This is a genomic window from Acinetobacter sp. PC34, from assembly GCF_051789135.1.
Lineage (GTDB): Bacteria > Pseudomonadota > Gammaproteobacteria > Pseudomonadales > Moraxellaceae > Acinetobacter > Acinetobacter johnsonii.
The window spans coordinates 252,347-275,570 of sequence record NZ_CP196664.1 but is presented as its reverse complement, the minus strand read 5'-3'; the positions used below and the strand labels follow the sequence as shown (position 1 = coordinate 275,570).

Below are 23,224 nucleotides of genomic sequence, written 5' to 3'. Positions count from 1 at the left end.
TTCTTTCCTATTTAAGCAGTTACAAATTTTAGGCGGTCAATCACCATATTACGCATTTCGGCAGGATTTTTCTGCAAAATGTCATCCCCCGTACGGCCTTGTTCAGCATTTTTTTGTGCCACTTGTAAACGCATCATCCAAAAACGCGCAGCGGCCATTGCAAGATACAACTCGAGACAAGATTTTTCATCGGCAGTCAAAGGACGAATGCTTTCATAGGCGTTTAAGAATGCAATGGCTTTGTCTTCATTTAAATGCACACTTGGATATTCGGTACAGAAATCATTCAGGGTAATCGCAATATCAAACAAGAACTCATCTTTATTCAGTTCATAAAAGTCTAAAATGCCTTTGAGCTGATTGCCCTCAAACAAAGTGTTGTCACGAAATAAATCCGAGTGGATAAAGCCCTTTGGACGATTCGGATAAACCGCCGATAATGCGTCATATAACCCCAACAACTTATTGAGTAGTGCTTGATCCGCCTCACTTAATGTCGGTTTCATCTGTAACGCTACAGCGAGCCAGTAATCATGGTCACGGTATTCTGCACGTTCCAGTGGAAAATCTTGCAGTGCGACATGCATTTTCGCTTGTGCAACCGCAATCGCTTCGGCTTGTTCAAGGGTCGCAGGCATGGGGTGTTTGCCCATCATCCGTGGGGCAATTTGCGCGGGTTTATCTTTTAAACTATGAATGGCTTTACCTGAATGACTTAAAGGTACAGGAACCGCTAAACCAGCCTGACCTAAATGCTCAAGTACAGGAACCAACTCGCCTGCGCCCTGTTCATCCATTTCTTCAAATACAGTCAATACATACTGCACAGCATTTTCACACACAATAAAATAGTTCGTATTTTGAATACCGCCTTGAATTGGGATCAGATCGATTACCTCAAGTTCATAAGGTGCTGCAAACGCCTGAACTTCCTGTAAAGTCAAAGTGGTATAAACCGACATATAAAACCTGCAAAAAAACTTACATAAGTTTGATAGAATACCCGCTCCGACTATTAAGGTGTAGCATCTAAGTCGCAAAGTTTCATAATCGGCTGTTATTTTTGGAAAAAATTATGCTAGCTAAACGTATTATTCCTTGCCTCGACGTAGACAACGGTCGTGTAGTGAAAGGTGTTCAATTCCTTGATATTCGTGATGCAGGTGACCCAGTAGAAGTAGCACGTCGATATAACGAACAAGGTGCTGATGAAATTACCTTCTTAGACATTACCGCAACTTCGAATGGTCGCGACACGACTTATCGTACGGTTGAACGTATGGCTGAAACGGTTTTTGTTCCCTTAACGGTCGGTGGTGGCGTTCGCAAAGTTGAAGATATTCGCCTCTTACTCAATGCTGGCGCGGATAAAGTCAGCATTAACTCAGCAGCGGTGTTTAACCCAGAATTTGTACAAGAAGCATCGCAACGCTTTGGCGCACAGTGTATTGTGGTTGCCATTGATGCGAAAAAAACGGGCGAGAACAAATGGGAAATTTTTACCCATGGTGGCCGTAAACCAACGGGTATTGATGCAATTGAATGGTCCATGAAAATGGCTGACTTTGGTGCGGGTGAACTGCTCATTACTTCGATGGATGCCGATGGTACCAAAGCAGGCTATGACCTCGAGCTGATGCGTCAAATCAATGACCGCGTCACCATTCCAACCATTGCTTCGGGCGGTGTCGGTAACTTACAACACTTGGCCGATGGTATTTTAAAAGGTGGCGCAGACGCTGTACTGGCTGCTTCGATTTTCCACTTTGGACAACACACCATTCCTGAAGCGAAGAAATATCTTGCCGAGCAAGGCATTGAAATGCGTCTATAAACAGACCATAACCGTAAAATCTATGAAAAGAGTGCTTTCGAGTACTCTTTTTATCATTTTAAAGATGAGAAAAAATGTATCACTTAGAGCTAATCTTATTTATTTGTGGTCTATTGATCTGTTTTGTTTTCATTCTGTTGATGAAGAAATATGTTGACCGCCCTTTTGCTATGCTGGCTGTACTGCTACTCCTTGGTTTATGCCTGTTTAGCTATATCAGCTTCTGCAAATACCAGTTTAAACACTATTATGAAAAAGCGCTGATTGCACCTGATCAAATTCGGGCTTGTGGTATTTTTACACAATGGTCGGAGGTCACTCATTATCGACGGCACAACATCAGCACTGAAAAAGTGTTTTACTTTCAGAGTGATCGACAAGCTTTTTTATTTAGCAATAGTCCGCGTGCCAGACAAAGCTTCCCTGATCTCAAAACCTTAAACATCAATGAGCATGTTTGCTTTCAGTTTTCCCCTGACTATACCGATGAAATGGATCGCTATATTTTAACAGGCTTCAAAAAGCAGGCGAATTAAAAAGCTCAATTACGCTGTACTCAGGCACAGCCAGTGCCTCTATTATGCAGCAGATGTTAAAGTTTAGAATGCTCGCTGGCTTTTGACCGAACTTATGCTCTCAATTTTTGAGATAAAAAAAGGGAGTCTTGCGACTCCCTATAAACCTAGAATAACGACAACATTGACTTGTTAGACTGGAAAATGAAAAATAACGTATTAATACTTATGAGATGATTTCATCTGATTAACAGCCTTACTATAGAATGTTCAAATGACGAAATATTGACAATACATACCAATATTATTGACAAATCACGACAAAAATATCCCTTTCAATTATCCTGCAACCGTTTCCGTCGTCTGCGCTGAGTTCAGCGTAATCACTTCAGGTGCCTTAATCCATTTTGCAGGGAAGACCTGATTGACCCACTGGGTGAGCTTATTCGACACCACTTGGGGTAAAGCAATACCCAGCGGATTTTGCTCTTGCAAATCCAGCGAGGAAATGACCCGCGTTCCTAAAATATAATCAAACCACGGCTTAGTCACACACCAGTTGGCATCCTGATTGGAGTTCATATGATGGTCATAATGCCAAGGAATCTTACGCATTGCCCAGTCTGGCTCTAAGTGTGCACGGCGGTGGATATAGTAATAATTTCCTGCACTGTACAACACAGACAACGTCATGCCTTTGGAGACAGGATAAAATAATGTCCCAAATACCCCCGCCACGACAGCAAGTGACACGATTTCATTTTTGGTACGCCAGTTGCTCCAACCTTCAACATAACCATGATCGTGAAATGTGGTTTTCCGCACTTCTCGGTGATGCTCCCAATGCGATTTCATGCTGTCAGGCACGGGGCTATAGCGTGGCTTTCCAGCACGGTGTGTTCCATGCAAAATATATTTATGTGCAACCCACTCAAACGCATTGGCAACCACCAGTCCTGCGACAAAACCTTTCCACATGGCAAATTCCTCCTATATTCAGATTGAATATAATGTGGAAACTATGCTAAATATTGACCCTAGCATTCAAATTCATTGACAAATTACGACAAGAACAATAGAGCTAATCAATGCAACATTTCAAAGATTACACAGGTTCTGTCTACGGTGGACTGGGACATTTACTCTATGCCTATTGCCAAGCCGTGGGCTACCCAATTTCTGAACAGCTTGAAAAAGCACAGAACTTAGAACGTTTTGATTATGCCCTGTGGTTAGAGTTACTGAATGATCTTGACAGCCATCTGCACATCCCTGCGCTCGGACTTGAGATTGCAAAGTATGTACAGCCCAAGCATTTAGGCATTTTGGGCTATATTGCGCTGTCCTGCGAAAATTTAGGCGAAGCGCTCACCCGTTATCATGACTTTCACCGTCTCATTTATGATGGCAGTTCACTGTATATGGCAGTTGAAGGTGAAAATCTGTGCTTTGGTTGGGTGGAGATGCCGATTGAACTGACCACACAACTCAGCAATGAAGTGGCGATGGCGCTGATCATTCAGTTTATGAAGCACTTTGTCGCCCATGATGACATCCAGCTCAGCGAGGTTCATTTTACTCACCCTGCCCCGAAAAATACGGCACTGTATGAGCAGTACTTTAATTGTAAAGTTCGCTTCTCTCAAAGCCGACCGATGATGATGATTCCCCTCAGCGAATTATCCCTGCCCTTTCAGCAAGGTGATCAAACCCTGCAAAAACTGCTCTTACAGCAGGCCGAAGCCTTACTGGAAAAACTCCCTAACTCTACTCACATCGACCAGCGCTTACAGCATGCGATTTTAACCGGGCTACAAAAAAACCAATATCAAATTGAACATATTGCTCGGCAGCTGAACTTTTCAGTCCGACAGCTGCAACGTTACTTACAACAACAAGGCACGACCTACCAACAGCGGATGCAAGAAGTTCGACGTATTTTGGCGGAGCAATACTTAAAAGATCCACACCTCAGCTTACAGGAAATTGCACTGTTGCTGAGTTACTCTGAACAAAGTGCTTTTCAACGTGCCTTTAAACACTGGACACAAGTCACACCTCAGCAGTGGCGTATTCAGCATTTTCACTAAAATCTGACCTGTTTAATCCACGTCATCAGGATGTCATGCTTTTTTTGTTAAATTGATTGAAAAACGAGTATTTTCTCGTTAGATATAAAGTTCTATGCGAATAAAACATCAATAACTAGAAAAAGCGCATTATGAATAAATATCTTGCTGAATTCATCGGAACGTTTTGGTTGGTCTTCGGAGGCTGTGGCAGTGCCATTTTTGCAGCAACTTTTCCCGAGTTGCGCATCGGCTTTCTTGGCGTTGCACTTGCCTTTGGTTTAACCGTTTTAACGGGTGCCTTTGCACTTGGACATATCTCTGGCGGTCACTTTAACCCTGCAGTCAGTGTCGGCTTATGGGTCGGTGGACGTTTTGATACCAAAGATCTGATCCCCTATGTGGTCTCCCAAGTGGTCGGAGCAGTTTTAGCCGCTTGGGTGTTATACCTGATTGTCCAAGGACAAGCTGGTTTCGCCGGTACAGGAGGCTTTGCGACCAATGGTTATGCCGAACTGTCACCAGGAAAATACTCCTTAATCTCCGCTTTAATGATTGAAATTGTACTGACCGCAATGTTCTTAATCGTGATTATGGACGCCACAGATAAGCGTGCGCCTGCTGGTTTCGCGCCGATTGCCATTGGTTTAGCTTTGACCTTGATTCACCTGATCAGTATTCCTGTGACCAACACCTCGGTTAACCCTGCACGAAGTACAGGTGTTGCAATATTTGCTGAAACAGCCGCTTTAAGCCAACTCTGGTTGTTCTGGGTTGCTCCGATTGTCGGTGCCATTATCGGCGCTATTATTTATAAAATTTTAGGAAAAGAGGATTAATTTTTTCTCTATCCCTTAAAAGAAAAACCCACAATCTGTGGACTTTGTTATTGTTCCACATGGAACATAGATAGGCTTATGTTATAAAAATGGATTGTCAATTTCACCCGACTGCGGATGTTCAATTTTCTCAGGAAGCTGAGCTTCACTTTCAAGCTGTTGCACAATGGCATTCAGATATGCCTGCAATGCTTTGGCCGCAGCTAAACCAGCTTGGTCTTTGGTGAGTTGTAAATTGCCATAAATACTGACGCAGTCCGTGTCATTTTCAAGGGTCAAATCATGGATGGCATGGGACTCGTTACCTTGTACAAAAGGTTTAAACATTTTATTTTTACTCTTGTTTGTTTTTCAGGCATTGGGCACTGCAGTCGAATGTCTATACATCCAACTGCCTAGAACTTTAACGTAACAGCTGCAAAATATATTGCAATAAGGCGTCGACTAATTGTTTCACAATCGCATCTTGGTCCGCCGCATCAATAACCGTGCCCTTTGTTACGGTGCTACCACTACTCGACTGAGTAGAGCCCGATTTAAAGTTTTTTTGTAAGGCTTTGAGCTGCTCGGATGCAACCTCTTCTGCACACTGACTTTCCGCATCCCAATGTGAATACTGAATTGCACTATTGGCTTTTACCGCCGTTGCTGTCAACGGTAGTTTATAAGTATTACGTTTTTGCTCTTCTGTCAGTTGCGGAAATAAATTCACACCCAACTGCTCTTCCAAATAGCAGACACTGACAATTCTTACCTGCTGTGAATTATCATTCGGTGCGTAATAAGCGCCGATTGCACCTGTTTTTGGCATATAGACCGCTTTATAAACCGCACTCGGAACAATCACTCCCTGACCAATGGTCTTGAGCTTTTTGCCCTGAAATACCGGCCCAGTTACCACAAAAACATCCAGCTTTTGCTTGGTCACAAGCGCCCGTGTGGCTTCTTCCAATTCACGCCACACTTGCTGATTATTTTTAGGGGCCTGTGGCACCATATTGGCCAAAGAAAAACTGTCGAATTGTGCGGCTTTGTTGGGCATATCAGCATTCGGTGCCATATGTCCACGGTCATAGCCTGAACCACGGTAGTCCGACAATGTCGCTCGATGTTCGGTTGCAACATTATTTTCTTCGTGAAAACTATCTTCACGTGGAATTTTTTGGCTCAGGCGCTGCGGCTTCAGGGCCTCTGCAACCCAGAGGGGGGTTTTCGAAACGCCCGAATACATCACATTAAAACCGTTAAAGCACAGTGCATAGCTGTGTTTACTTAAACTTTCTTTGAGTAAATAAGGCGGAATTTCTCGATAAAATTGTTCTAAACAGGCTGAATTTGAGCTTGGGCTTAAAGACACGTATTGCTGAATTTTTTCTTGACCAAAGGCAATCGCAAAACTTCCCGTTGCCACCAATCCTAAAATCACTTTCAGGCCATTTTGATTAAACATGTTAAAGACTGACTTACCTGAACTACTTTTCTTCTTCGCCATCACAACTACAATAAACATCGGTTTTTCACGAGCTTAACAATCAGCGTATACGAAGTATATCGCTCGAGTTCTATTCGCATAACAATTAAACAAATCGCCATATTTAGATGATTTTGCATGTAACAAAATGTCTTTTTTGTAGAGTTTTTCTACGGCAACGTGATGCGATTGCGTATCTTTGATTGCTGTCGCTTCAAAAAATATGCCAAGGTAAAAAAGAATCGAACGAAATAATACATGCAATTTACGGAGTTCTTATGCATTCTAAGATTTTAGCTTCTCTTGGTTTAATCGGCACAGTGATAAGTGCTTCAGCCTTCGCCGAGCCACCTATCCAACCGGGTGACACCTTAGAAAGTCTCTCTCAAGCCAAAGTCACGACTACGGTTAATGGTCAACCGGGTTCTATTCAAGAACTCGTAAGCTCAGGGCTAATTAAATTGCTTGATCCAAATGCAGCACCTATCAGCCCAGCAGGCCAAGGTGCACCCAATGACCAAGCAGTGATGCCAACAGCACCACAGAGTGAAGCTCCTGTTCAACAGGCCGCACCTGATACCACAGCGCAACAACAAGTCGCTGCGACTCCAACAGAGCAACATCCGCTGGCACCAAATGCAGAACTCTCAGCACAACAAGCTGAAGCGGCGTTAAATGATGCTGTCGCACCCACCGCAAATACAGATATGAATGCTGCCCCAGCTGCTGCACCTCAATTAGATTCATCAGCAGAGGCACCCGTCAATGCGGTTGAGCCTGATTCACTGCCATCACCAGATGCTCCTGCACAGGCATTTCCTGACGCTTCAGCAGAACAGCCTGTCCAAGCGATGCCTGAAGCACCTGTAAATGACCCAATGAACTAAGACTTCAACTGATTTATCCTCCAAAAAAAACCAGCATATATGCTGGTTTTTTTATTGAGGTTTTAAATCTCGATCTGACTACCGAGCTCAACCACACGGTTAGGTGGAATCTGATAGAAGTCACTCACAGGACTGGTATTCCTTTGCATTGAGATAAAGAGCTTTTCACGCCACGGCGCCATACCATCACCCACGGTACTGATAATCCGTTCACGCGATACAAAGAAGCTGATCTGCATTAAGTTATATTCCAGCTCAATCGCTTGATATACCGCTTCAAGCGCTTGTGGAATATTCATTTCATCTTTAAAGCCATAGTACAATTCAAGACGATAAAAATGCTGATTCATGGTTTCGACATGGAAGCGATCAGACTCTTCCACATAAGGAACATCTTGAATTTTAACAGTGAGAATAATGTTCTTTTGATGCAGTACTTTATTGTGCTTCATATTGTGTAACATGGCATGTGGCACAACAGTCGGCGTTCCTGTTAAAAAGACGGCCTCACCTTCAACCCAATTGGCTTGATCACCAATACTTTGTACAAATAAATCGAGTGGCAATGTATCTTGCTGAAGCTTGGCAAAAGTTAACTCGCGACCTTGTTTCCATGTCATTAATAACATGAATGCAATACCGCCAATCAGCAATGGAACCCAACCGCCCGATAATACTTTAAGTGAGGTCGCGCTCACCAAGACCAAATCTAAAACAAGGAATGGAATAATCAGCAGCACCAATTTTGGCATGCTCCATTTCCATGTATAACGAATAAATACCGCAATCAATAAGGTGTCACATAGCATGGTCATGGTGACCGCTAGACCATAGGCATGCGAAAGCTGTGAGCTGGTTTGGAAGATTAAAATTAAGACAATAATTGATGCCAACAATATCCAGTTCAGTAAAGGTACATAAATCTGCCCCTGTTCCGAGTCTGAAGTATGTTTCACATTTAAACGTGGTAAATAGCCCAATTGAATGGCCTGACGCGCTAAAGAGAAGACCCCTGAAATTACGGCCTGTGAAGCAATAACTGCGGCCATAGTGGCCAAGAAGATCATTGGGTACAAGCCCCACTCTGGCACCAACAGGTAAAATGGATTTTCAATCGCAGTCGGATCACGCAAGAGCAATGCACCTTGTCCTGCATAATTAAGCAGTAAACACGGCAAAACCACAATAAACCAAGCCAAACGAATCGGCACAGGACCAAAATGTCCCATATCTGCGTACAGGGCTTCGCCACCTGTGACGGTCAACACTACCGCACCCATAATGAAAAAGGCCATTAACGGGTTGGTCACGATAAACTGAAATGCCCAATGTGGGCTCAGCATGCCCAAAACCAAAGGCGTTTGAATAATGCTCGAGATCCCAAGAATACCCAGAGAGAAGAACCACAATAAAGTCAGTGGGCCAAAGAACTTACCAACAAAGGCTGTCCCATACTTTTGCATGACAAATACAGCAGTGACGATGCTAATTGCAATCGGCACAATATAAGGGTCAAGTGCATCGGTTGCTATGGATAAGCCTTCTACGGCAGATAAGACTGAAATGGCTGGGGTGATGATCCCATCCCCAAAAAATAGTGAAGCCCCAATAAAGCCAATCGAAATTAACAGTAATTTTTTCCGATGGCTAAAATTGGTATTGCGCAAATTGAGTGCAAGCAAAGCCATAATCCCGCCTTCACCATTGTTATCTGCACGCATTACAATTGCAGAATATTTAATGGTAATGACCATGGTCATGGTCCAGAAGATAATGGACAAAATACCCAATACGTTTGCAGGGGTGATGCCCAAGCCATGTGCAGCGTGGAAGGATTCTTTCAATGCATAGAGTGGACTGGTTCCAATATCCCCAAACACGACCCCTAATGCTGCCAAGGTCATCGCAGGCAAGGCGGCTTTTTTTGCAGTACTTTGCATAAGCTTGTCTTCAATTATCGACACTATTTTTGCGAATCATATCATTGAGCTAAAACTTTTGCTCGAATTCAATTGTTTCACCTTGTCGATGGCTATGTTTTTCGATATTATCCTCGGCCATGGTGAAGTGTCCGAGTGGCTGAAGGAGCACGCCTGGAAAGTGTGTAAACGTTTATAGCGTTTCGAGGGTTCGAATCCCTCTTTCACCGCCAAAATTTTAAAGACCTTAATCGAAAGATTAAGGTCTTTTTTTATGCTGAACATTCTTATTTAGACTTGGCACAAAGTCTGCTTCATAAAAACGACTCTTCACAAAACAGGATAATTTGCACCACAAAGTGAAATATTTATTCAAAAATAAACGCTTGAACCTGATTCAAACTTGAGCTAAATAATTTCTAAGGGAGGTTAAAATAAATCATCAATGATCATCTAGATGCAATGTTTATGAAGCACAATTCATTTGCGGTATATAACTAGCGAAACACTAAATTGACCAATAAAACTGCTATTCGGGAGTCAGAATGAATAACAGCACCAATTATGTCAAACAAATTAAAAACGCTAAACGAGGCGGTTATACCCCAACCCTTGCAAAGGATGTCAACAAACATAAAATTCAAAAAGCAATTCGTCTGATTGAACAATGGAGAACGCTGGCCAATGAACTCAAACCTCAAATGCAACTCGACATGGCTTTTACGTTGGAAGAATGTGCCCAAGACCTCGATCAAATTTTAAGGAGCAAATAAGTTCCATGTTTTCACTTAACCCTATTTAAAAACAGTTTCATCACAGCCCCCAAATTTTATTCTTAGCTCTCACCCACCCTTTGGTGGGTGAAGTTTGAACAAAAAATCATGTGCACTTCAATCGCTCACTTTTTGGCTTGCGTTTTCAAGAAAATCCGCTATTATTCTCACCACGTTGCCGGCATAGCTCAGTTGGTAGAGCAACTGACTTGTAATCAGTAGGTCCACAGTTCGAATCCGTGTGCCGGCACCATTTTATACTTAGCCTCGCTTTTTAGTGAGGCTTTGTTGTTTCTGGCCCTTTGGTTTTTTATTTCATTTTAAATGTCTTTAACTGCTGTAATTTGAACATAGCGCACGATGCCCTGTTCAAATAATTTTTGACAGAGCTTAGCCGTCATTTTAATTTTGAAGTAATCCAAATTTTGAGCGGCCTGTTGGACTAAATGCACATGATAATAACGAGAAAAACCCGCCAAAACTGCATCGGATAAATCTTCAATAGCAACCTGCTGATAGCCTTGTGATTCTATCGAATGCTTCAAATTCGCTTCTAACTGAAGATGTTCCAAATGAACATCGGCTGCTTTTAACAGCATTTTCAGTTGAAGTTTCTCAAAACGATTTAAATTCAAAAATGCATCACTCAACATCAGATAGTGAAAACCGATACGCCCTTTTGAATTTAAAACAGAATGGGTTGATCTCAGAAATGAATTTAAATCACTGTGATAAGCGGCATCGAGGCACAACACCACATTAAAAGGCGCTGAAAATAGCTTTGAATTTAAATTTAAAAATGACGTTTGAGTGATGTGTATCTTTGAATTTAAAGTGTGTTGTATGCGCTGAACACATTCGGCTTGTAACTCAACCGCACAAAGTTGCTGAACATGGTAATGCTGCTGCCACAGCAATAGACTCGCACCCTGTCCACAGCCCAAGTCTAGAACCCGGTCATTTGACTTTAGCTGTAATCGATCAGCAAGATGCGTTGCCAGGGTTTGGCAAGCTTCAGGGTAGGAGGATTGGTTATTTTCCCAATAACCAAGATTGCTCCAAGCCAATACTGCGTGATCTCCCAATTGTTTTGCATCAATTGCATATTTATGTTTGGGCAGATGTCGCTGTAAGGTTTGGAGCCATTTCATGCTTTAGTAGCCGAGTTGTGGGGCAACCTCAACTTTAGGTTTTAATCCAACAAACGGCAATGGCGCACCGAAAATTTCTGCAATATGCATTGCTGAAGTGACGGCAGACTCTAAGATAGGCAGACCATCGCACGACCATGAACCACAGAAGAAGACTTTTCGGTTAGCACTCTTATGGCGTTGTTGTAACTCTTTATTCAAAGCCACCGTTTGCGAGTCCACCACCGCACGGGTCAAAGTTACAGTTGAAATTACTTTTTTCGGGTCAATCTCGGTCACAGGCTGCCACGTTTGAAACACGGCATTTTTACCAACCAGACTCGGTTCGACTGAATTGAGCCAAACCGTGAACTGTTGACGGATAAACTTACGGTCCATCATATAGCTCAGCACCGACCAGTCTTTACGCTTAGGCGGCATCACGGAAGGATCAGTATGGATCACCAGCTGACCTTGCTCAAAACGAAACTGCTTTAACAGCGCAATATCATCTGCAAACTGAACAGGATCTAAAAACTCTTCAATTTTTGTGGTTGGCGTTGCCACCACCACACGGTCAAACAGTTGCTGTTCGCCCTTATTATTTTCAACCAAAACCTTGTCACCTTGTTCAGTGACTTTGCTAATAGCCGATCCGCTTTGGATATTGATGTTTTCAATCAATTTATCGACCAAGGCAGGTGTTCCCCCTTGTATACGCAATAAAGCATCGCCATCCGTCAACTGACGTAAAAAGATCAACAGCGGTTTCGCTGGCCATTCGCCAATGGTTTTTGGATTACAGGTACAGATGGTGTAGAGCACAGGCATGACTGCGCCATGCCAAAATACTTCTTCAATGTCATGCTGGTTGATAAATTCAGCCAAAGTAATGTCTTGATCTTTAGATTTGAAGAATTTAGCAATCGCGGTTTTAAGCTGCAACATACCTTTAACCAAACGCCATCCATACTGCTGTAGGCCTTTACGGTTATTGATAATTGGGAAATTGCCAATGCGGCTACGGGTAGTGGTTAACCATGTTTCTGTACGGTCTTCAAACAACCAACTACATGCCATGTAGGTGCGTACTGGATACGTTTTGATGCCTAAATAAGTCGCAAGACTTAAGGTGTTTTTCCATAAGTGTGGGTTCATGACACGTAACGGAGCATCAATCAGACCACCTTCAAACTCTGTACTGTGGCTATCCATCCCTCGCCCAGTCAGTGCTTCGAAAATAGTAATATTATGCCCAGCATCCTTTAGAATTCTTGCGGTAGCAAGACCGGCCATGCCGCTACCAATAACTGCAATATCCAAAATTATGATCCGTCAGTCTGACTTATATTGACTGAAATTATGACCCAATGTCGAAAAAATAGGGCTATTAAAAAATACCAGAATCACATTTTTTCATGTGCCGCACTGGTAGGACGATATTTGCTTAAATTACATTTCATTACACTAAAAAGCCACTTAAATAAACACAGGTTTTTTATGCATTTTATTTTAAATAAAAAGATAAACCCTTTAAAAACAAAGTATATAAATTAACTATTTTTATAACATCTGTTTTACAAACTAGCGAAAAAGCGCTAATATGCGCCTCGCATAAAAAAGATAATTACATCACATAATAATTCATGACCAACTATGCAAAACAAGAAGACTACAGCGCCTAAAAAATCCCTACCCTTGACCGAGTAGGGATTTCTTCTTTTTAGCGACAAGATTTTAGTCCACCACAGCAACGGGGATTTCACCAAACTTGCCACGATTAAAATCGTCAAAAGCTTGCACAATTTCCGCTTTGCTATTCATCACAAATGGACCATAACCTTGAATTGGCTCATTTAGTGGTTCACCAGTCAACACCAAGAACTTAGTGTCTTGCAGCGCTTGTAGTTGAATTGCAGATTCGCCATCTTGAGCAAACATCACAATGGAACTATCCACCACTTTTTGCGTGCCATTAATCAACACTTCACCACTGAGCACCACCACAATCGTGTTATGCGTGATAGGCACATGGATAAAAGTTTCGTACTCTGCTTTTAATTCACCATCCCAAACATTGACGGGACTATACGTTTGAGCAGGGCCATGATGACCACCAAACTCCCCCGCAATCACGCGTATGTGTCCAGCATTATCATCCATTTCGATGCGCGGGATATCCGCCACGGTCAAGGCTTGATAACGCGGTGTGGTCATTTTATCTTTGGCTGGCAAATTCACCCAAAGTTGTACCATTTCAAACAGACCACCATGCTCAGCAAAGGCTGGGGAATGAAACTCTTCATGTACCACACCTGAACCCGCAGTCATCCACTGTACATCGCCAGTATTGATGGTACCACCGCCGCCGCTAGAGTCTTTGTGCGTCACTTCACCACTATAGGCGATGGTGACTGTTTCAAAGCCACGATGCGGGTGTGAACCCACACCACGTTGCGATGTGGTTGGATCAAATTTGTAAGGTGCCGCATAGTCCAAAAGTAGAAACGGACTAATTGCTTGTCCTAAGCGGTCATATGAAAAGAGGTTTTTGACAGGAAAACCATCACCCACCCAATGCATGTCTTGATTACGATAAACACCAATTACTTTTTTCATCTTGGAGCGCCTATCTCGATAGGATGAATATGCAATCTATACTACCCTTTTCCTCAGCCCTCTTATAGCGCTGCACTAGTACACAGAATCACAAAAATAGGACAATTAATCCCATCACACGTGATGCAGTATGGGATCGTATATATCAGGCAGATGCGCAGTTGATGTCATGGTTTGGTGCCGCATGTGAATTACACCGCGACTGGCTTAATGATATTGAAGGCCTCGGTTCACTCTTTGCAGCGCATATTCCAGACTATAAAAACCCGATTCAAAGCTATAGCAAAAATACTGCTCAAAAATAATCAGACCTCAGTAAAAGCGATCGTAGGATCGCTTTTTGTCGTGTGCAATCGTTAGAAATCAAACAGTATCAGATCATCCATCGCAGACTGCTTTCTGTCACAAATCAATACAGGCTTGAATCCATCATGCATTCATTTGACGACTATTATTATTTTGACTGTGGATGGACTCGGCATTGCCAACCTGCCTTACTTAACGGTAGAGGCAGATATTGCTTCAGGTCGCCTAGTTCAATTTTGCCCGACTGGTGTTCCAATATTGGAAGCGTACAGTTGGTCTATGCTTCACGTAAAGGACAACGTTTGGTCATGGAGAAACTGATTGAGTATTTGATCCAAGGTTTAAGAGACTTTGCCAGCACCAGCAAGGGTTACCATCTCTAGAACCGAAAAGAACTCACATAAAAAAATCAGCCACTTGGGCTGATTTTTTACAGGTATCATGCTCATGACTTAGCACAATGCAACCATCGAGGTTGACTTAGATTTTACCAACCAAGTCGATTGACGGCGCAAGCGTTGCTTCACCTTCTTTCCATTTTGCAGGACATACTTCGCCTGGGTGCGCATGCACATATTGTGCTGCTTTCACTTTGCGTAATAGTTCAGACGCATCGCGACCAATACCGCCGGCATTAATTTCAATAATTTGGATTTTACCTTCAGGATCAATCACAAAAGTACCACGGTCTGCTAGACCTTCTGTTTCAATCAGCACATCAAAGTTTTTAGACAAAGTCCAAGTTGGATCGCCAATCAAGGGATACTGAATTTTACCAATCACATCTGAAGTGTCGTGCCATGCTTTATGGGTAAAGTGGGTATCGGTCGATACGCCGTAAATTTCCACACCGAGTTTTTTAAACTCAGCATAGTGATCGGCTAAGTCGCCCAATTCTGTTGGACACACAAAGGTGAAATCAGCAGGATAGAAAAATACGACAGACCATGTGCCTTTCAAGTTTTGCTCAGACAACTCAATGAATTCACCATTTTGGTAAGCTGTTGCATTAAACGCCTTAACTTCAGTATTGATTAAACTCATGTATTCGTCCTCAAAAGATTTGTGAGAGTGCTTAAGTGATGAAGCAAGAATACGCACAAACCAAAAATTGGTAAAACAGTAAGTTTTTATTATTTTTATCGGATTTTTAGATTCATTATTTCCCGACACTGTTGCCCGATTTTCACCATCTTGTGGTCTAAATGAAAACCTTTCCATTTTTCAAATCGAGCTAATACAGTCAAATCTAGAGTCAAGCAGTGGAAAATCTATGATTTGGAAGGGCCTTTCAAAGCTTTGATGTTCAATAAAAAGTGAAATTAAGCCGTTTCGGTCAGCCCCACCTGATGATAAGCACGATTAAAATAAACCAAACTTTGCTCATGTTGGCTTTGTTGAATCGCAACAATACGGCACATAAAAACCGTATGTGTTCCCACTTCTTGAATATCCTCAATTTCACAATCAAAATTGACCAAAGCATCCTTTAAAACAGGTGCGCCCGTTTCTAGCTCTGTCCACACACCATGTTTGAAACGCTCTTCAGACGTCATTTTAGATGCAAAGACATTCGAAATATGCTGATGTTGTGCACCTAACACATTCACCGATAAAATTTTATTGTCGACAAAATGTGCATGTGAACGCGATGCTTTATTCATACAGACCAATAATGTCGGTGGTGTATCCGTCACACTGCATACGGCAGATGCTGTGAATCCATGACGATCAGCCATGCCTGCCGTAGTTACGACACTCACGGCACTGGTTAACAAAGACATTGCATCTCTAAAGTCTGTTGCTTCAATCATCATTTTATTCCTCAGTAGAACGGACACATGCTTTTAAATGGAATACGAGCTACCCATTTCTGATCAAATAGATAGCCCTCTCACATCACGCGCTTGCTGCGTATGAAGCCGAAAGTTCTTTACGAATAATTTCTGCACCTGCGCTTAACGCATTCAGCTTACCACGTGCCACTTCACGTGCTAAAGGTGCCATGCCACAGTTGGTCGAAGGATAGAGTTTATCTGCATCGACAAACTGAAGCGCCTTACGTAGTGTATTCGCAACTTCTTCTGGTGTTTCAACGGTGTTGGTTGCAACATCAATCGCACCGACCATGACTTTTTTACCGCGAATCAGTTCAATCAGATCCATTGGTACACGCGAGTTTTGACATTCGAGTGAGATGATATCAACTTTAGATTGTTGCAGTTTAGGGAATGCTTCTTCGTATTGACGCCACTCTGAACCCAAGGTCTTTTTCCAATCGGTATTGGCTTTAATGCCGTAGCCATAGCAAATATGAACCGCAGTTTCACATTTCAGACCTTCAAGTGCTCGTTCAAGCGTTGCAACACCCCAGTCATTCACTTCATCAAAGAACACATTAAATGCAGGTTCATCGAACTGAATGATATCCACGCCCGCAGCTTCTAACTCACGTGCTTCTTGATTCAGGATCTTGGCAAATTCCCAAGCCAGTTTTTCACGGCTTTTATAGTGACCATCATACAGCGTATCAATCATGGTCATCGGGCCAGGTAATGCCCACTTGATCGGCTGATTTGTTTGGCTACGTAAAAACTTAGCATCTTCAATAAAAACAGGCTTTTGACGGCTTACTGCACCGACTACAGACGGCACACTCGCATCATAACGATTACGGATACGCACCGTTTCGCGTTTCTCAAAATCAACGCCATCCAGATGTTCAATAAACGTCGTCACAAAATGTTGGCGGGTTTGTTCGCCATCACTAACGATATCAATGCCTGCATGGAGTTGTTCTTGCAATGACAAACGTAAAGCATCTTGTTTCGCTTCGAGTAATGCCTCACCTTCGAGTTTCCAAGGTGACCAAAGTTTCTCAGGCTCAGCAAGCCAAGAAGGTTTCGGTAAACTGCCCGCAGTTGATGTTGGTAATAAAATGGCCATTTTAAATCTCTATTTCAATATTCTGTTTCAGGTAAATTAAGCAGCGTTGCTGTTTACGGTGTAATTCGCAGCCCATTTTTCAAGGATGTCTTGATACGGCTTGATAAAGTTTTCTTCTGTCCATTTACCTTGCTTGACCGCGAGCTGACCACGTTCAACGCGGTCATAGACGATTCGCGTTAATGAGTAATCTGGGTACTCTAGGCTGGCTTGATAGACTTGAGCTGCTGATGAATTTGCATTATAAATTTCAGGGCGATAAATCTTTTGGAAAGTTTCCATGGTGCTAATCACACTGATCAATTCAAGATCGGTGTAATCACGCAGTAAATCACCCGCAAAATAGAATGCTAAAGGTGCAGCGCTCCCTTTCGGCATAAAGAAGCGAACCTGTAAGCCCATTTTATGGAAATACTCATCGGTACGTGAATATTCATCTTGTTTATACTCAACGCCTAACACAGGATGCTCATTGGTAGTACGGTGATACTTCTTCGCTGTTGAAACACTCAAACAAATCACAGGCTGTTGATTAAACTCTGCTTTAAAAGTCTCTGAGTTCACCAAGTATTGATACAGTTTGCCATGTAGATCACCAAAACCTTCAGGCGCATACGACGTCGAATTCTCTTTATTATGTTCTTTCAGCACCACGCTAAAATCGTAGTCACGTACATAAGACGAGAAGCTATTGCCAATCATGCCTTCAATACGTTGATGGGTATAATGATCATTAATCGTGCTTTTCAGCATTTCAATGATTGGGAAAGTTTGACCATTTCCCTCAATGTCTAAATTTGCAGAAATAATATCGATTTCAAGCGAATAACGATCACCATTCGGGTTATCTGTTTGTGCTAAGGCATTGAAACGATTGTTAATCATACGAAGTGTATTACGTAGGTTCTGCTCACGGCTTTCACCACGCGCCAAGTTAGCAAAGTTCGTCGTTAGACGTGTGTTATCTGCTGGTTGATAGTTTTCATCAAAACGAATGCGTTTAATTGAACATGCAAACTCTGTACTCATGGCGATCTGTTACCCTATATTTCTGCGATAAAACTGAATTTCTTTCATGCTCTTTCTAGAGGGTCCAATTTTCTTTTTGGATCTTTCTAGCAAATCGTCTTTCCAACCTTCTCAGATTTTTCTGAGCATCAGGCTAAGAAGCAACGATGAATATGATCTATCGTTAAGAGCGTGGTTTAATTTATACCTGAATGATCACATGAATAAAAATGATTTAATCTCACACCAAAGTGAACTAAATTCATGTTTAGAAATTCTGTCACTTTAACAATGAATTATGCGTGGATAATTTTTGTGGATGTACGAAAGGAAAGAATGAAAACATTAAGCCCTTGTGCGTGAGTTGTGAAAAGTCATGATATTGCTCAATCAACGTCATCAACACGCTACATCTTTATTTTAATTATCTTTTTAAATCAGCAACTTAAAGTCATGGGATGATTATTAAAATATTAGATAAAACAGGCAATTCAATGGTTTTGTCTGTGGGAAAATTAAGAGTGCAAGCTTGGTTTTGAGTTCTTGTATTTATTAACTTTGGCTCCTCTTTCTGACCTTGGCTCTTCCTCACAGAATCAAGAAATTTAATATCTTTCCTATCACCAATCAGAATTAAAAAAACAAACATTCGGTCGTTATATTAAAAACAGCTCACCTATATCAAATAAAACTAAAGAATCATCTAATGCATTTTTTGCATAACTGAATTAAAAATTGCATTGTCGTTTTTTTAAAAAAAGTAACACTTGCCACAGTTAAATCCCCAATCGATGATTTAGCACTCAATACCTAAAGCAATGCCTCTATAAATTGATCAACATGGAATGTCATCAATGCCTTGCTACATCAGGCCAAAAGTTGATGAAAAGAAGATTAAAGAAGGAACGATAAGTATGAAGCAGAAGAAACTACTGAAATATATTCTGATTGCCATGATCTCAGGAATACTGATTGGTTGGGCTTTTCATAGCACTTTAACAACTGCACAAACCACAGAACTTGCAGCCTATTTTAAAATTGTGACCAATGTATTCTTAAGATTAATTAAAATGATTATTGCACCCTTAGTGTTTGCAACAATCGTTTCTGGTCTGCTCTCGATGGGAAAATCCTCATCTCTGGGATCAATTACCTTAAAAGCCATGAGTTGGTTCATTGGTGCATCATTTATTTCACTTTTACTGGGCATGGGCTTAGCCAATTTATTCCAGCCCGGCGCTGGAATGAATCTCACCGTTCCTCAAACAGCAGTTGATATCGGTGTCAGTGCGACAAGTCTGAGCTTAGAAAGCTTCATTACGCATATTTTCCCGCGTAGTTTTGCTGAAGCCATGGCCAATAATGAGATATTACAGATTTTGGTTTTCTCAATTTTCTTTGGTTCTGCACTTGCCTATGTGCAACATCAAAGTGAAGTGACCGTCATTGGTAAAATTATTGATGAACTCTGCAAGGTCATGTTCCGAATTACAGATTATGTCATGGCATTTGCCCCTATCGCCGTTTTTGCAGCCATTGCCTCCGCGATTACCATCCAAGGCCCTAAGCTGATTATCGATTATAGTATTTTCATTGGACAGTTCTATGTAGGATTACTGCTGCTTTGGACTCTCCTGATTGCTTTCGGCTATATCTTCTTGAAAAAAGATATTTTTAAATTGATGCGAATCGTGCGTGAACCCTCCATGTTGGCATTTGCGACCGCAAGTAGCGAATCGGCTTATCCAAAAACCATGGAAGCTTTGGAGAAATTCGGTGTGCCTAAACGCATTACCAGTTTCGTGCTCCCTTTAGGTTATTCTTTCAACCTCGACGGCTCGATGATGTATATGGCATTTGCTGTGTTATTTATTGCACAAGCCTACAACATTGATTTAAGTTTTTCCCAGCAAGCACTCATACTCTTTACCCTCATGATTACGAGTAAAGGGATTGCAGGTGTTTCACGAGCATCTATTGTGGTGATTGCCTCCACTCTGGCTATGTTCCAACTTCCTGAAGCCGGTATTCTATTAATTTTAGCGATTGATCAGTTTTTAGATATGGGCCGTACGGCAACCAATGTGATTGGAAATAGTATTGCAACGGCCGTGATTGCACGCACTGAGGGCAATAAAGATGAGTTTACGGAGCAAGAAGGCATCATGGTGAACAACCTTCCTCCTGCAAACCAATTGGCCGATAACAGTTAGAATTATTTATAGAGAAAATAAAAGGTGATTTTTAAATAGTAAGTAAAGTCCTTTATTTACTATTCATAAAATCACCTTATTTATTATTAAAATATATCTCACAATGATTAAATAAAATAATCCATAAAATCCAATTATTTATTTTTCTGAATTAAAATATTCCAAATATAATCAATTCGATTTGAAAATGACATTTCACGCTTAACCAGATAGACATCTTGGAATAAATAGTACTGCTTACCGTCCAGTACTTTTAATTTATTTTCTTGAATCTCTCTTTCAACCAATAATTTCGGCAGCCATGCCACACCTAAACCTTGCAATACCAACTCTTTTAAATCACCTGCATTATCCGTCTCATATAAAGTTCTATAATCCAACTTATTTTCAATCGCTTCATCCACACAGTTTCTTAAATATGCTTGTTTACTATAAGACAACAAAGGAAAAGACTGATCGAGTGAATATTTGGCAGTCCCGTCATGATCTAAGGCTGTCACAGGGAGGATTTCCATTTCAACAATTTTATAAAATTCGAACAAAGAACGATCGAATTGTTCTAATGTTTTTTGATCACAATAACTGATTAAAAAATCACACGAGCCATCTTTTAATAAGCGCATCCCCTGTTTGAAATTTGAGGCAATAATTTCCAATTTTAAGTCCGTCATATCCATCGCTAACTCCTGAATAAAGCGGGGGAAAAACTGGGTAATGAGCGAGTGTGACACTGCAAACTTGACGGTTAACTCATCATGTTTCACATTCTTTTCTAAATACTTTATTGTTGTAGTTAGTTGATTTTGTATGTTTTTTGCCGAAGCCAGTAAAACTTGCCCTGCTTCTGTGAAATCAATATTTTTACTATATCTTTTCAAAATTTGGAAACCCAATGAGTTTTCAATATTCTGAATTCTGCGCGTAAAGGCAGACTGCGTGACATGTCGTAGAGCTGCTGCTTGAGATATCGATTTTTCTTGCTCTAACGCAAGTAAATCTTCAATCCATCGAATTTCTAAAGTCATAACTCATTCTTCACTCATCCTTTGATCAATTATAATCTATTATGCAAAAAATGCATGTAGTAATATATTTTTACATTAGAAAAAAAACCGTTCGCACTTTAATATTGATTTATTCGAGATTAGAGTCTATTTAAATGAACATTAAGATTAACACACGCGTTGAAAAGGATTTATTAGGATATAAAGAAATTCCTGCTCATTGCTATTATGGCGTACAAACTTTAAGAGCTTTAGAGAACTTTAATTTAAGCCCAAATAAACTCAATCAATTCCCTGTTTTTATTAATGCCCTTGCAATGGTTAAAGCTGCATGCGCAGAAGCCAATTTTAAACTCAATAAACTTGAAGAAAATAAATACAATGCCATTCAATATGCATGTGAACAAATTATTAATTATAAATATCATGACCAATTTCCAATTGATATGATTCAAGGTGGTGCTGGAACGTCCACCAATATGAATATCAATGAAGTACTGGCTAATATTGGCTTAGAACATTTAGATCATTTAAAAGGCGAATATCAATATTTACATCCAAATAATGATATTAATATGTCTCAGTCAACCAATGATGTTTATCCAACGGCAATTAAAGTAGGTTTAATTTTTGCAATAGAGCAATTGAACGGCCCGTTTCAAAATTTAATTCAAAGTTTTAAGAACAAGTCAGATGAGTTTTCACATATCTTAAAAATGGGCCGAACCCAATTGCAAGATGCCGTTCCAATGACCTTAGGTCAAGAATTTGGCGCATTTGCAAATACCTTACAAAATGATTTAAACAAGCTTAATGACATCATGCCGTCTGCTTTAAGTGTTGTAAATTTGGGTGGAACAGCAATTGGAACAGGGATCAATACCGAAGTTAAGTATCGTGAATATGCCATCGCAGCATTGTCTGAAATTACGCAAAAGCAGATCAGCAGTTCACCTGATTTAATCGAAGCAACCTCAGATATGGGGGATTTCGTTTTATTATCGAGCTTCTTAAAACGTACCGCGACTAAACTCTCAAAAATTGCCAATGACCTGCGCTTGCTGTCTAGTGGCCCTCGTACTGGTCTGAATGAAATCCATTTGGAACCGCGTCAACCAGGCAGCTCAATTATGCCTGGCAAAGTGAACCCTGTTATTCCAGAAGCAATGAATTTAGTGTGTTTTCAAGTGATTGCAAATGATTTGGCCATTACTTTGGCGGCCGAAGCAGGTCAGTTACAGCTCAATGCGATGGAGCCGTTAATTGCTTTTAAACTGTTCGAATCGATCGATTTGTTAAGTAAAGCTATGCAAATGTTCCAACATAAATGTATTGAAAACATCCGTGCCAATACTGAACACTGTCAGGCAAATGTAGATAATTCAATCGGCATTATTACTGCACTCAACCCATATTTGGGTTATGAAACAACGACTCGTATTGCAAAACAAGCGAATGAAACTGGTCAAAGTGTATTGGCTTTAATTAAAGCTGAAAACCTATTGTCTGATCAAATTTTGGCTGATGTGCTATCGATCAAAAATATGGTTCATCCTCAGCAATCTTTATCATAATTTATTAGCATTTCGTCTTTTTAAAAAGGGATCTCATCAGAGGTCCTTTTTTATAGAAAAGAAAAGTATGCTATGTGACTCGTACTAGCTGAACATTTTGATGCCATAAAGTTCTTT

General features: G+C 41.1%; 21 protein-coding genes, 2 tRNA genes and 2 pseudogenes. 12 read left to right on the top strand and 13 right to left on the bottom strand.

Annotated elements, in window-relative coordinates:
* Nucleotides 1–11 precede the first annotated feature (11 nt).
* Nucleotides 12–962, bottom strand: a complete 951-nt coding sequence (locus tag ACSC9N_RS01265; protein WP_058951604.1) for a homoserine kinase — start codon at nucleotides 960–962, stop codon at nucleotides 12–14.
* A 113-nt stretch (nucleotides 963–1,075) separates the two neighbouring features.
* Here ACSC9N_RS01265 and hisF point away from each other — a divergent pair, with 113 nt between their 5' ends.
* Nucleotides 1,076–1,834 carry an imidazole glycerol phosphate synthase subunit HisF gene (hisF, locus tag ACSC9N_RS01260; RefSeq protein WP_148825358.1) on the top strand — a complete coding sequence of 253 codons (759 nt, stop codon included), beginning with the start codon at nucleotides 1,076–1,078 and terminating at the stop codon, nucleotides 1,832–1,834.
* A gap of 74 nt (nucleotides 1,835–1,908) precedes the next feature.
* On the top strand, nucleotides 1,909–2,370 hold the full coding sequence (locus ACSC9N_RS01255; RefSeq protein ID WP_058951603.1) for a hypothetical protein: 462 nt from the start codon (nucleotides 1,909–1,911) through the stop codon (nucleotides 2,368–2,370).
* A gap of 318 nt (nucleotides 2,371–2,688) precedes the next feature.
* Here ACSC9N_RS01255 and ACSC9N_RS01250 read toward each other — a convergent pair whose 3' ends face one another.
* On the bottom strand, nucleotides 2,689–3,327 hold the full coding sequence (locus ACSC9N_RS01250; protein ID WP_131230756.1) for a hypothetical protein: 639 nt from the start codon (nucleotides 3,325–3,327) through the stop codon (nucleotides 2,689–2,691).
* Nucleotides 3,328–3,437: 110 nt separating this feature from the next.
* Here ACSC9N_RS01250 and ACSC9N_RS01245 point away from each other — a divergent pair, with 110 nt between their 5' ends.
* Together ACSC9N_RS01245 and aqpZ are read left to right on the top strand one after the other, a co-directional pair.
* The gene (locus tag ACSC9N_RS01245) at nucleotides 3,438–4,439 is read left to right on the top strand and encodes an AraC family transcriptional regulator (protein ID WP_058951601.1); all 1,002 of its coding nucleotides are present in this window, start codon (nucleotides 3,438–3,440) and stop codon (nucleotides 4,437–4,439) included.
* A 131-nt stretch (nucleotides 4,440–4,570) separates the two neighbouring features.
* A complete protein-coding gene (gene aqpZ, locus ACSC9N_RS01240; protein WP_058951600.1) occupies nucleotides 4,571–5,257 on the top strand; it encodes an aquaporin Z in 687 nt (228 codons plus the stop codon).
* An 81-nt stretch (nucleotides 5,258–5,338) separates the two neighbouring features.
* Here the strand turns inward: aqpZ and ACSC9N_RS01235 are convergent, their stop codons facing one another.
* Together ACSC9N_RS01235 and ACSC9N_RS01230 are read right to left on the bottom strand one after the other, a co-directional pair.
* Nucleotides 5,339–5,584 carry a hypothetical protein gene (locus ACSC9N_RS01235; RefSeq protein WP_005006328.1) on the bottom strand — a complete coding sequence of 82 codons (246 nt, stop codon included), beginning with the start codon at nucleotides 5,582–5,584 and terminating at the stop codon, nucleotides 5,339–5,341.
* 76 nt (nucleotides 5,585–5,660) lie between these two features.
* A complete protein-coding gene (locus tag ACSC9N_RS01230; protein ID WP_058952494.1) occupies nucleotides 5,661–6,749 on the bottom strand; it encodes a DNA/RNA non-specific endonuclease in 1,089 nt (362 codons plus the stop codon).
* A gap of 257 nt (nucleotides 6,750–7,006) precedes the next feature.
* Between ACSC9N_RS01230 and ACSC9N_RS01225 the strand changes: the two genes are divergently transcribed.
* Complete coding sequence (locus ACSC9N_RS01225; RefSeq protein ID WP_178904331.1) at nucleotides 7,007–7,615, top strand: hypothetical protein; 609 nt, start codon at nucleotides 7,007–7,009, stop codon at nucleotides 7,613–7,615.
* 62 nt (nucleotides 7,616–7,677) lie between these two features.
* Here the strand turns inward: ACSC9N_RS01225 and ACSC9N_RS01220 are convergent, their stop codons facing one another.
* Nucleotides 7,678–9,555: a potassium transporter Kup gene (locus ACSC9N_RS01220; protein ID WP_130235123.1), complete on the bottom strand. Its 1,878-nt coding sequence runs from the start codon at nucleotides 9,553–9,555 to the stop codon at nucleotides 7,678–7,680.
* Nucleotides 9,556–9,676: 121 nt separating this feature from the next.
* On the opposite strand from ACSC9N_RS01220, the gene ACSC9N_RS01215 reads away from it, so the two are divergent.
* From ACSC9N_RS01215 to ACSC9N_RS01205, 3 genes are all read left to right on the top strand, one after another.
* Nucleotides 9,677–9,767: transfer RNA gene (locus tag ACSC9N_RS01215), tRNA-Ser, on the top strand.
* 312 nt (nucleotides 9,768–10,079) lie between these two features.
* Entirely contained in the window at nucleotides 10,080–10,307 is a 228-nt protein-coding gene (locus ACSC9N_RS01210; RefSeq protein WP_004691623.1) for a hypothetical protein, read from the top strand.
* A 177-nt stretch (nucleotides 10,308–10,484) separates the two neighbouring features.
* Nucleotides 10,485–10,560, top strand: a tRNA-Thr gene (locus tag ACSC9N_RS01205).
* 67 nt (nucleotides 10,561–10,627) lie between these two features.
* On the opposite strand, the gene ACSC9N_RS01200 is transcribed toward ACSC9N_RS01205, so the two are convergent.
* From ACSC9N_RS01200 to ACSC9N_RS01190, 3 genes are all read right to left on the bottom strand, one after another.
* Nucleotides 10,628–11,458, bottom strand: a complete 831-nt coding sequence (locus ACSC9N_RS01200; RefSeq protein ID WP_058951585.1) for an SAM-dependent methyltransferase — start codon at nucleotides 11,456–11,458, stop codon at nucleotides 10,628–10,630.
* 3 nt (nucleotides 11,459–11,461) lie between these two features.
* Nucleotides 11,462–12,760: an FAD-dependent oxidoreductase gene (locus tag ACSC9N_RS01195; protein WP_178928517.1), complete on the bottom strand. Its 1,299-nt coding sequence runs from the start codon at nucleotides 12,758–12,760 to the stop codon at nucleotides 11,462–11,464.
* Nucleotides 12,761–13,174: 414 nt separating this feature from the next.
* Complete coding sequence (locus tag ACSC9N_RS01190; protein ID WP_058951583.1) at nucleotides 13,175–14,056, bottom strand: pirin family protein; 882 nt, start codon at nucleotides 14,054–14,056, stop codon at nucleotides 13,175–13,177.
* A 101-nt stretch (nucleotides 14,057–14,157) separates the two neighbouring features.
* On the opposite strand from ACSC9N_RS01190, the pseudogene ACSC9N_RS01185 reads away from it, so the two are divergent.
* A pseudogene (locus ACSC9N_RS01185) lies at nucleotides 14,158–14,361 on the top strand (hydrolase); the annotation flags it as partial.
* A gap of 163 nt (nucleotides 14,362–14,524) precedes the next feature.
* Nucleotides 14,525–14,745 (top strand): annotated as a pseudogene (locus ACSC9N_RS01180) (LysR substrate-binding domain-containing protein); the annotation flags it as partial.
* 97 nt (nucleotides 14,746–14,842) lie between these two features.
* Here the strand turns inward: ACSC9N_RS01180 and ahpC are convergent.
* The 4 genes from ahpC to ACSC9N_RS01160 form a co-directional block, all read right to left on the bottom strand.
* Nucleotides 14,843–15,406, bottom strand: a complete 564-nt coding sequence (gene ahpC, locus ACSC9N_RS01175; protein ID WP_004691631.1) for an alkyl hydroperoxide reductase subunit C — start codon at nucleotides 15,404–15,406, stop codon at nucleotides 14,843–14,845.
* 278 nt (nucleotides 15,407–15,684) lie between these two features.
* Entirely contained in the window at nucleotides 15,685–16,176 is a 492-nt protein-coding gene (locus ACSC9N_RS01170; RefSeq protein ID WP_058951582.1) for a flavin reductase, read from the bottom strand.
* A gap of 85 nt (nucleotides 16,177–16,261) precedes the next feature.
* Entirely contained in the window at nucleotides 16,262–17,308 is a 1,047-nt protein-coding gene (locus ACSC9N_RS01165) for a methionine synthase (protein WP_058951581.1), read from the bottom strand.
* A 36-nt stretch (nucleotides 17,309–17,344) separates the two neighbouring features.
* Entirely contained in the window at nucleotides 17,345–18,337 is a 993-nt protein-coding gene (locus ACSC9N_RS01160) for a DUF1852 domain-containing protein (RefSeq protein ID WP_058951580.1), read from the bottom strand.
* Between the two features lie 893 nt (nucleotides 18,338–19,230).
* Here ACSC9N_RS01160 and ACSC9N_RS01155 point away from each other — a divergent pair.
* Complete coding sequence (locus ACSC9N_RS01155; protein ID WP_058951578.1) at nucleotides 19,231–20,529, top strand: dicarboxylate/amino acid:cation symporter; 1,299 nt, start codon at nucleotides 19,231–19,233, stop codon at nucleotides 20,527–20,529.
* Nucleotides 20,530–20,663: 134 nt separating this feature from the next.
* Here ACSC9N_RS01155 and ACSC9N_RS01150 read toward each other — a convergent pair whose 3' ends face one another.
* Nucleotides 20,664–21,554: a LysR substrate-binding domain-containing protein gene (locus ACSC9N_RS01150; RefSeq protein WP_058951577.1), complete on the bottom strand. Its 891-nt coding sequence runs from the start codon at nucleotides 21,552–21,554 to the stop codon at nucleotides 20,664–20,666.
* Between the two features lie 134 nt (nucleotides 21,555–21,688).
* Here ACSC9N_RS01150 and ACSC9N_RS01145 point away from each other — a divergent pair, with 134 nt between their 5' ends.
* The gene (locus ACSC9N_RS01145; RefSeq protein ID WP_058951576.1) at nucleotides 21,689–23,107 is read left to right on the top strand and encodes an aspartate ammonia-lyase; all 1,419 of its coding nucleotides are present in this window, start codon (nucleotides 21,689–21,691) and stop codon (nucleotides 23,105–23,107) included.
* The last annotated feature ends 117 nt before the right edge of the window (nucleotides 23,108–23,224 follow it).

Coding starts and splice junctions, on each gene's coding strand:
- ahpC (WP_004691631.1), bottom strand. CDS start 15,406: ATGAGTTTAATCAATACTGAAGTTAAGGCGTTTAATGCAACAGCTTAC.
- ACSC9N_RS01160 (WP_058951580.1), bottom strand. CDS start 18,337: ATGAGTACAGAGTTTGCATGTTCAATTAAACGCATTCGTTTTGATGAA.
- ACSC9N_RS01190 (WP_058951583.1), bottom strand. CDS start 14,056: ATGAAAAAAGTAATTGGTGTTTATCGTAATCAAGACATGCATTGGGTG.
- ACSC9N_RS01145 (WP_058951576.1), top strand. CDS start 21,689: ATGAACATTAAGATTAACACACGCGTTGAAAAGGATTTATTAGGATAT.
- ACSC9N_RS01150 (WP_058951577.1), bottom strand. CDS start 21,554: ATGACTTTAGAAATTCGATGGATTGAAGATTTACTTGCGTTAGAGCAA.
- ACSC9N_RS01220 (WP_130235123.1), bottom strand. CDS start 9,555: ATGCAAAGTACTGCAAAAAAAGCCGCCTTGCCTGCGATGACCTTGGCA.
- ACSC9N_RS01170 (WP_058951582.1), bottom strand. CDS start 16,176: ATGATTGAAGCAACAGACTTTAGAGATGCAATGTCTTTGTTAACCAGT.
- ACSC9N_RS01235 (WP_005006328.1), bottom strand. CDS start 5,584: ATGTTTAAACCTTTTGTACAAGGTAACGAGTCCCATGCCATCCATGAT.
- ACSC9N_RS01245 (WP_058951601.1), top strand. CDS start 3,438: ATGCAACATTTCAAAGATTACACAGGTTCTGTCTACGGTGGACTGGGA.
- ACSC9N_RS01265 (WP_058951604.1), bottom strand. CDS start 962: ATGTCGGTTTATACCACTTTGACTTTACAGGAAGTTCAGGCGTTTGCA.
- ACSC9N_RS01230 (WP_058952494.1), bottom strand. CDS start 6,749: ATGGCGAAGAAGAAAAGTAGTTCAGGTAAGTCAGTCTTTAACATGTTT.
- ACSC9N_RS01255 (WP_058951603.1), top strand. CDS start 1,909: ATGTATCACTTAGAGCTAATCTTATTTATTTGTGGTCTATTGATCTGT.
- ACSC9N_RS01225 (WP_178904331.1), top strand. CDS start 7,007: ATGCATTCTAAGATTTTAGCTTCTCTTGGTTTAATCGGCACAGTGATA.
- ACSC9N_RS01155 (WP_058951578.1), top strand. CDS start 19,231: ATGAAGCAGAAGAAACTACTGAAATATATTCTGATTGCCATGATCTCA.
- ACSC9N_RS01165 (WP_058951581.1), bottom strand. CDS start 17,308: ATGGCCATTTTATTACCAACATCAACTGCGGGCAGTTTACCGAAACCT.
- ACSC9N_RS01210 (WP_004691623.1), top strand. CDS start 10,080: ATGAATAACAGCACCAATTATGTCAAACAAATTAAAAACGCTAAACGA.
- hisF (WP_148825358.1), top strand. CDS start 1,076: ATGCTAGCTAAACGTATTATTCCTTGCCTCGACGTAGACAACGGTCGT.
- ACSC9N_RS01250 (WP_131230756.1), bottom strand. CDS start 3,327: ATGTGGAAAGGTTTTGTCGCAGGACTGGTGGTTGCCAATGCGTTTGAG.
- aqpZ (WP_058951600.1), top strand. CDS start 4,571: ATGAATAAATATCTTGCTGAATTCATCGGAACGTTTTGGTTGGTCTTC.
- ACSC9N_RS01200 (WP_058951585.1), bottom strand. CDS start 11,458: ATGAAATGGCTCCAAACCTTACAGCGACATCTGCCCAAACATAAATAT.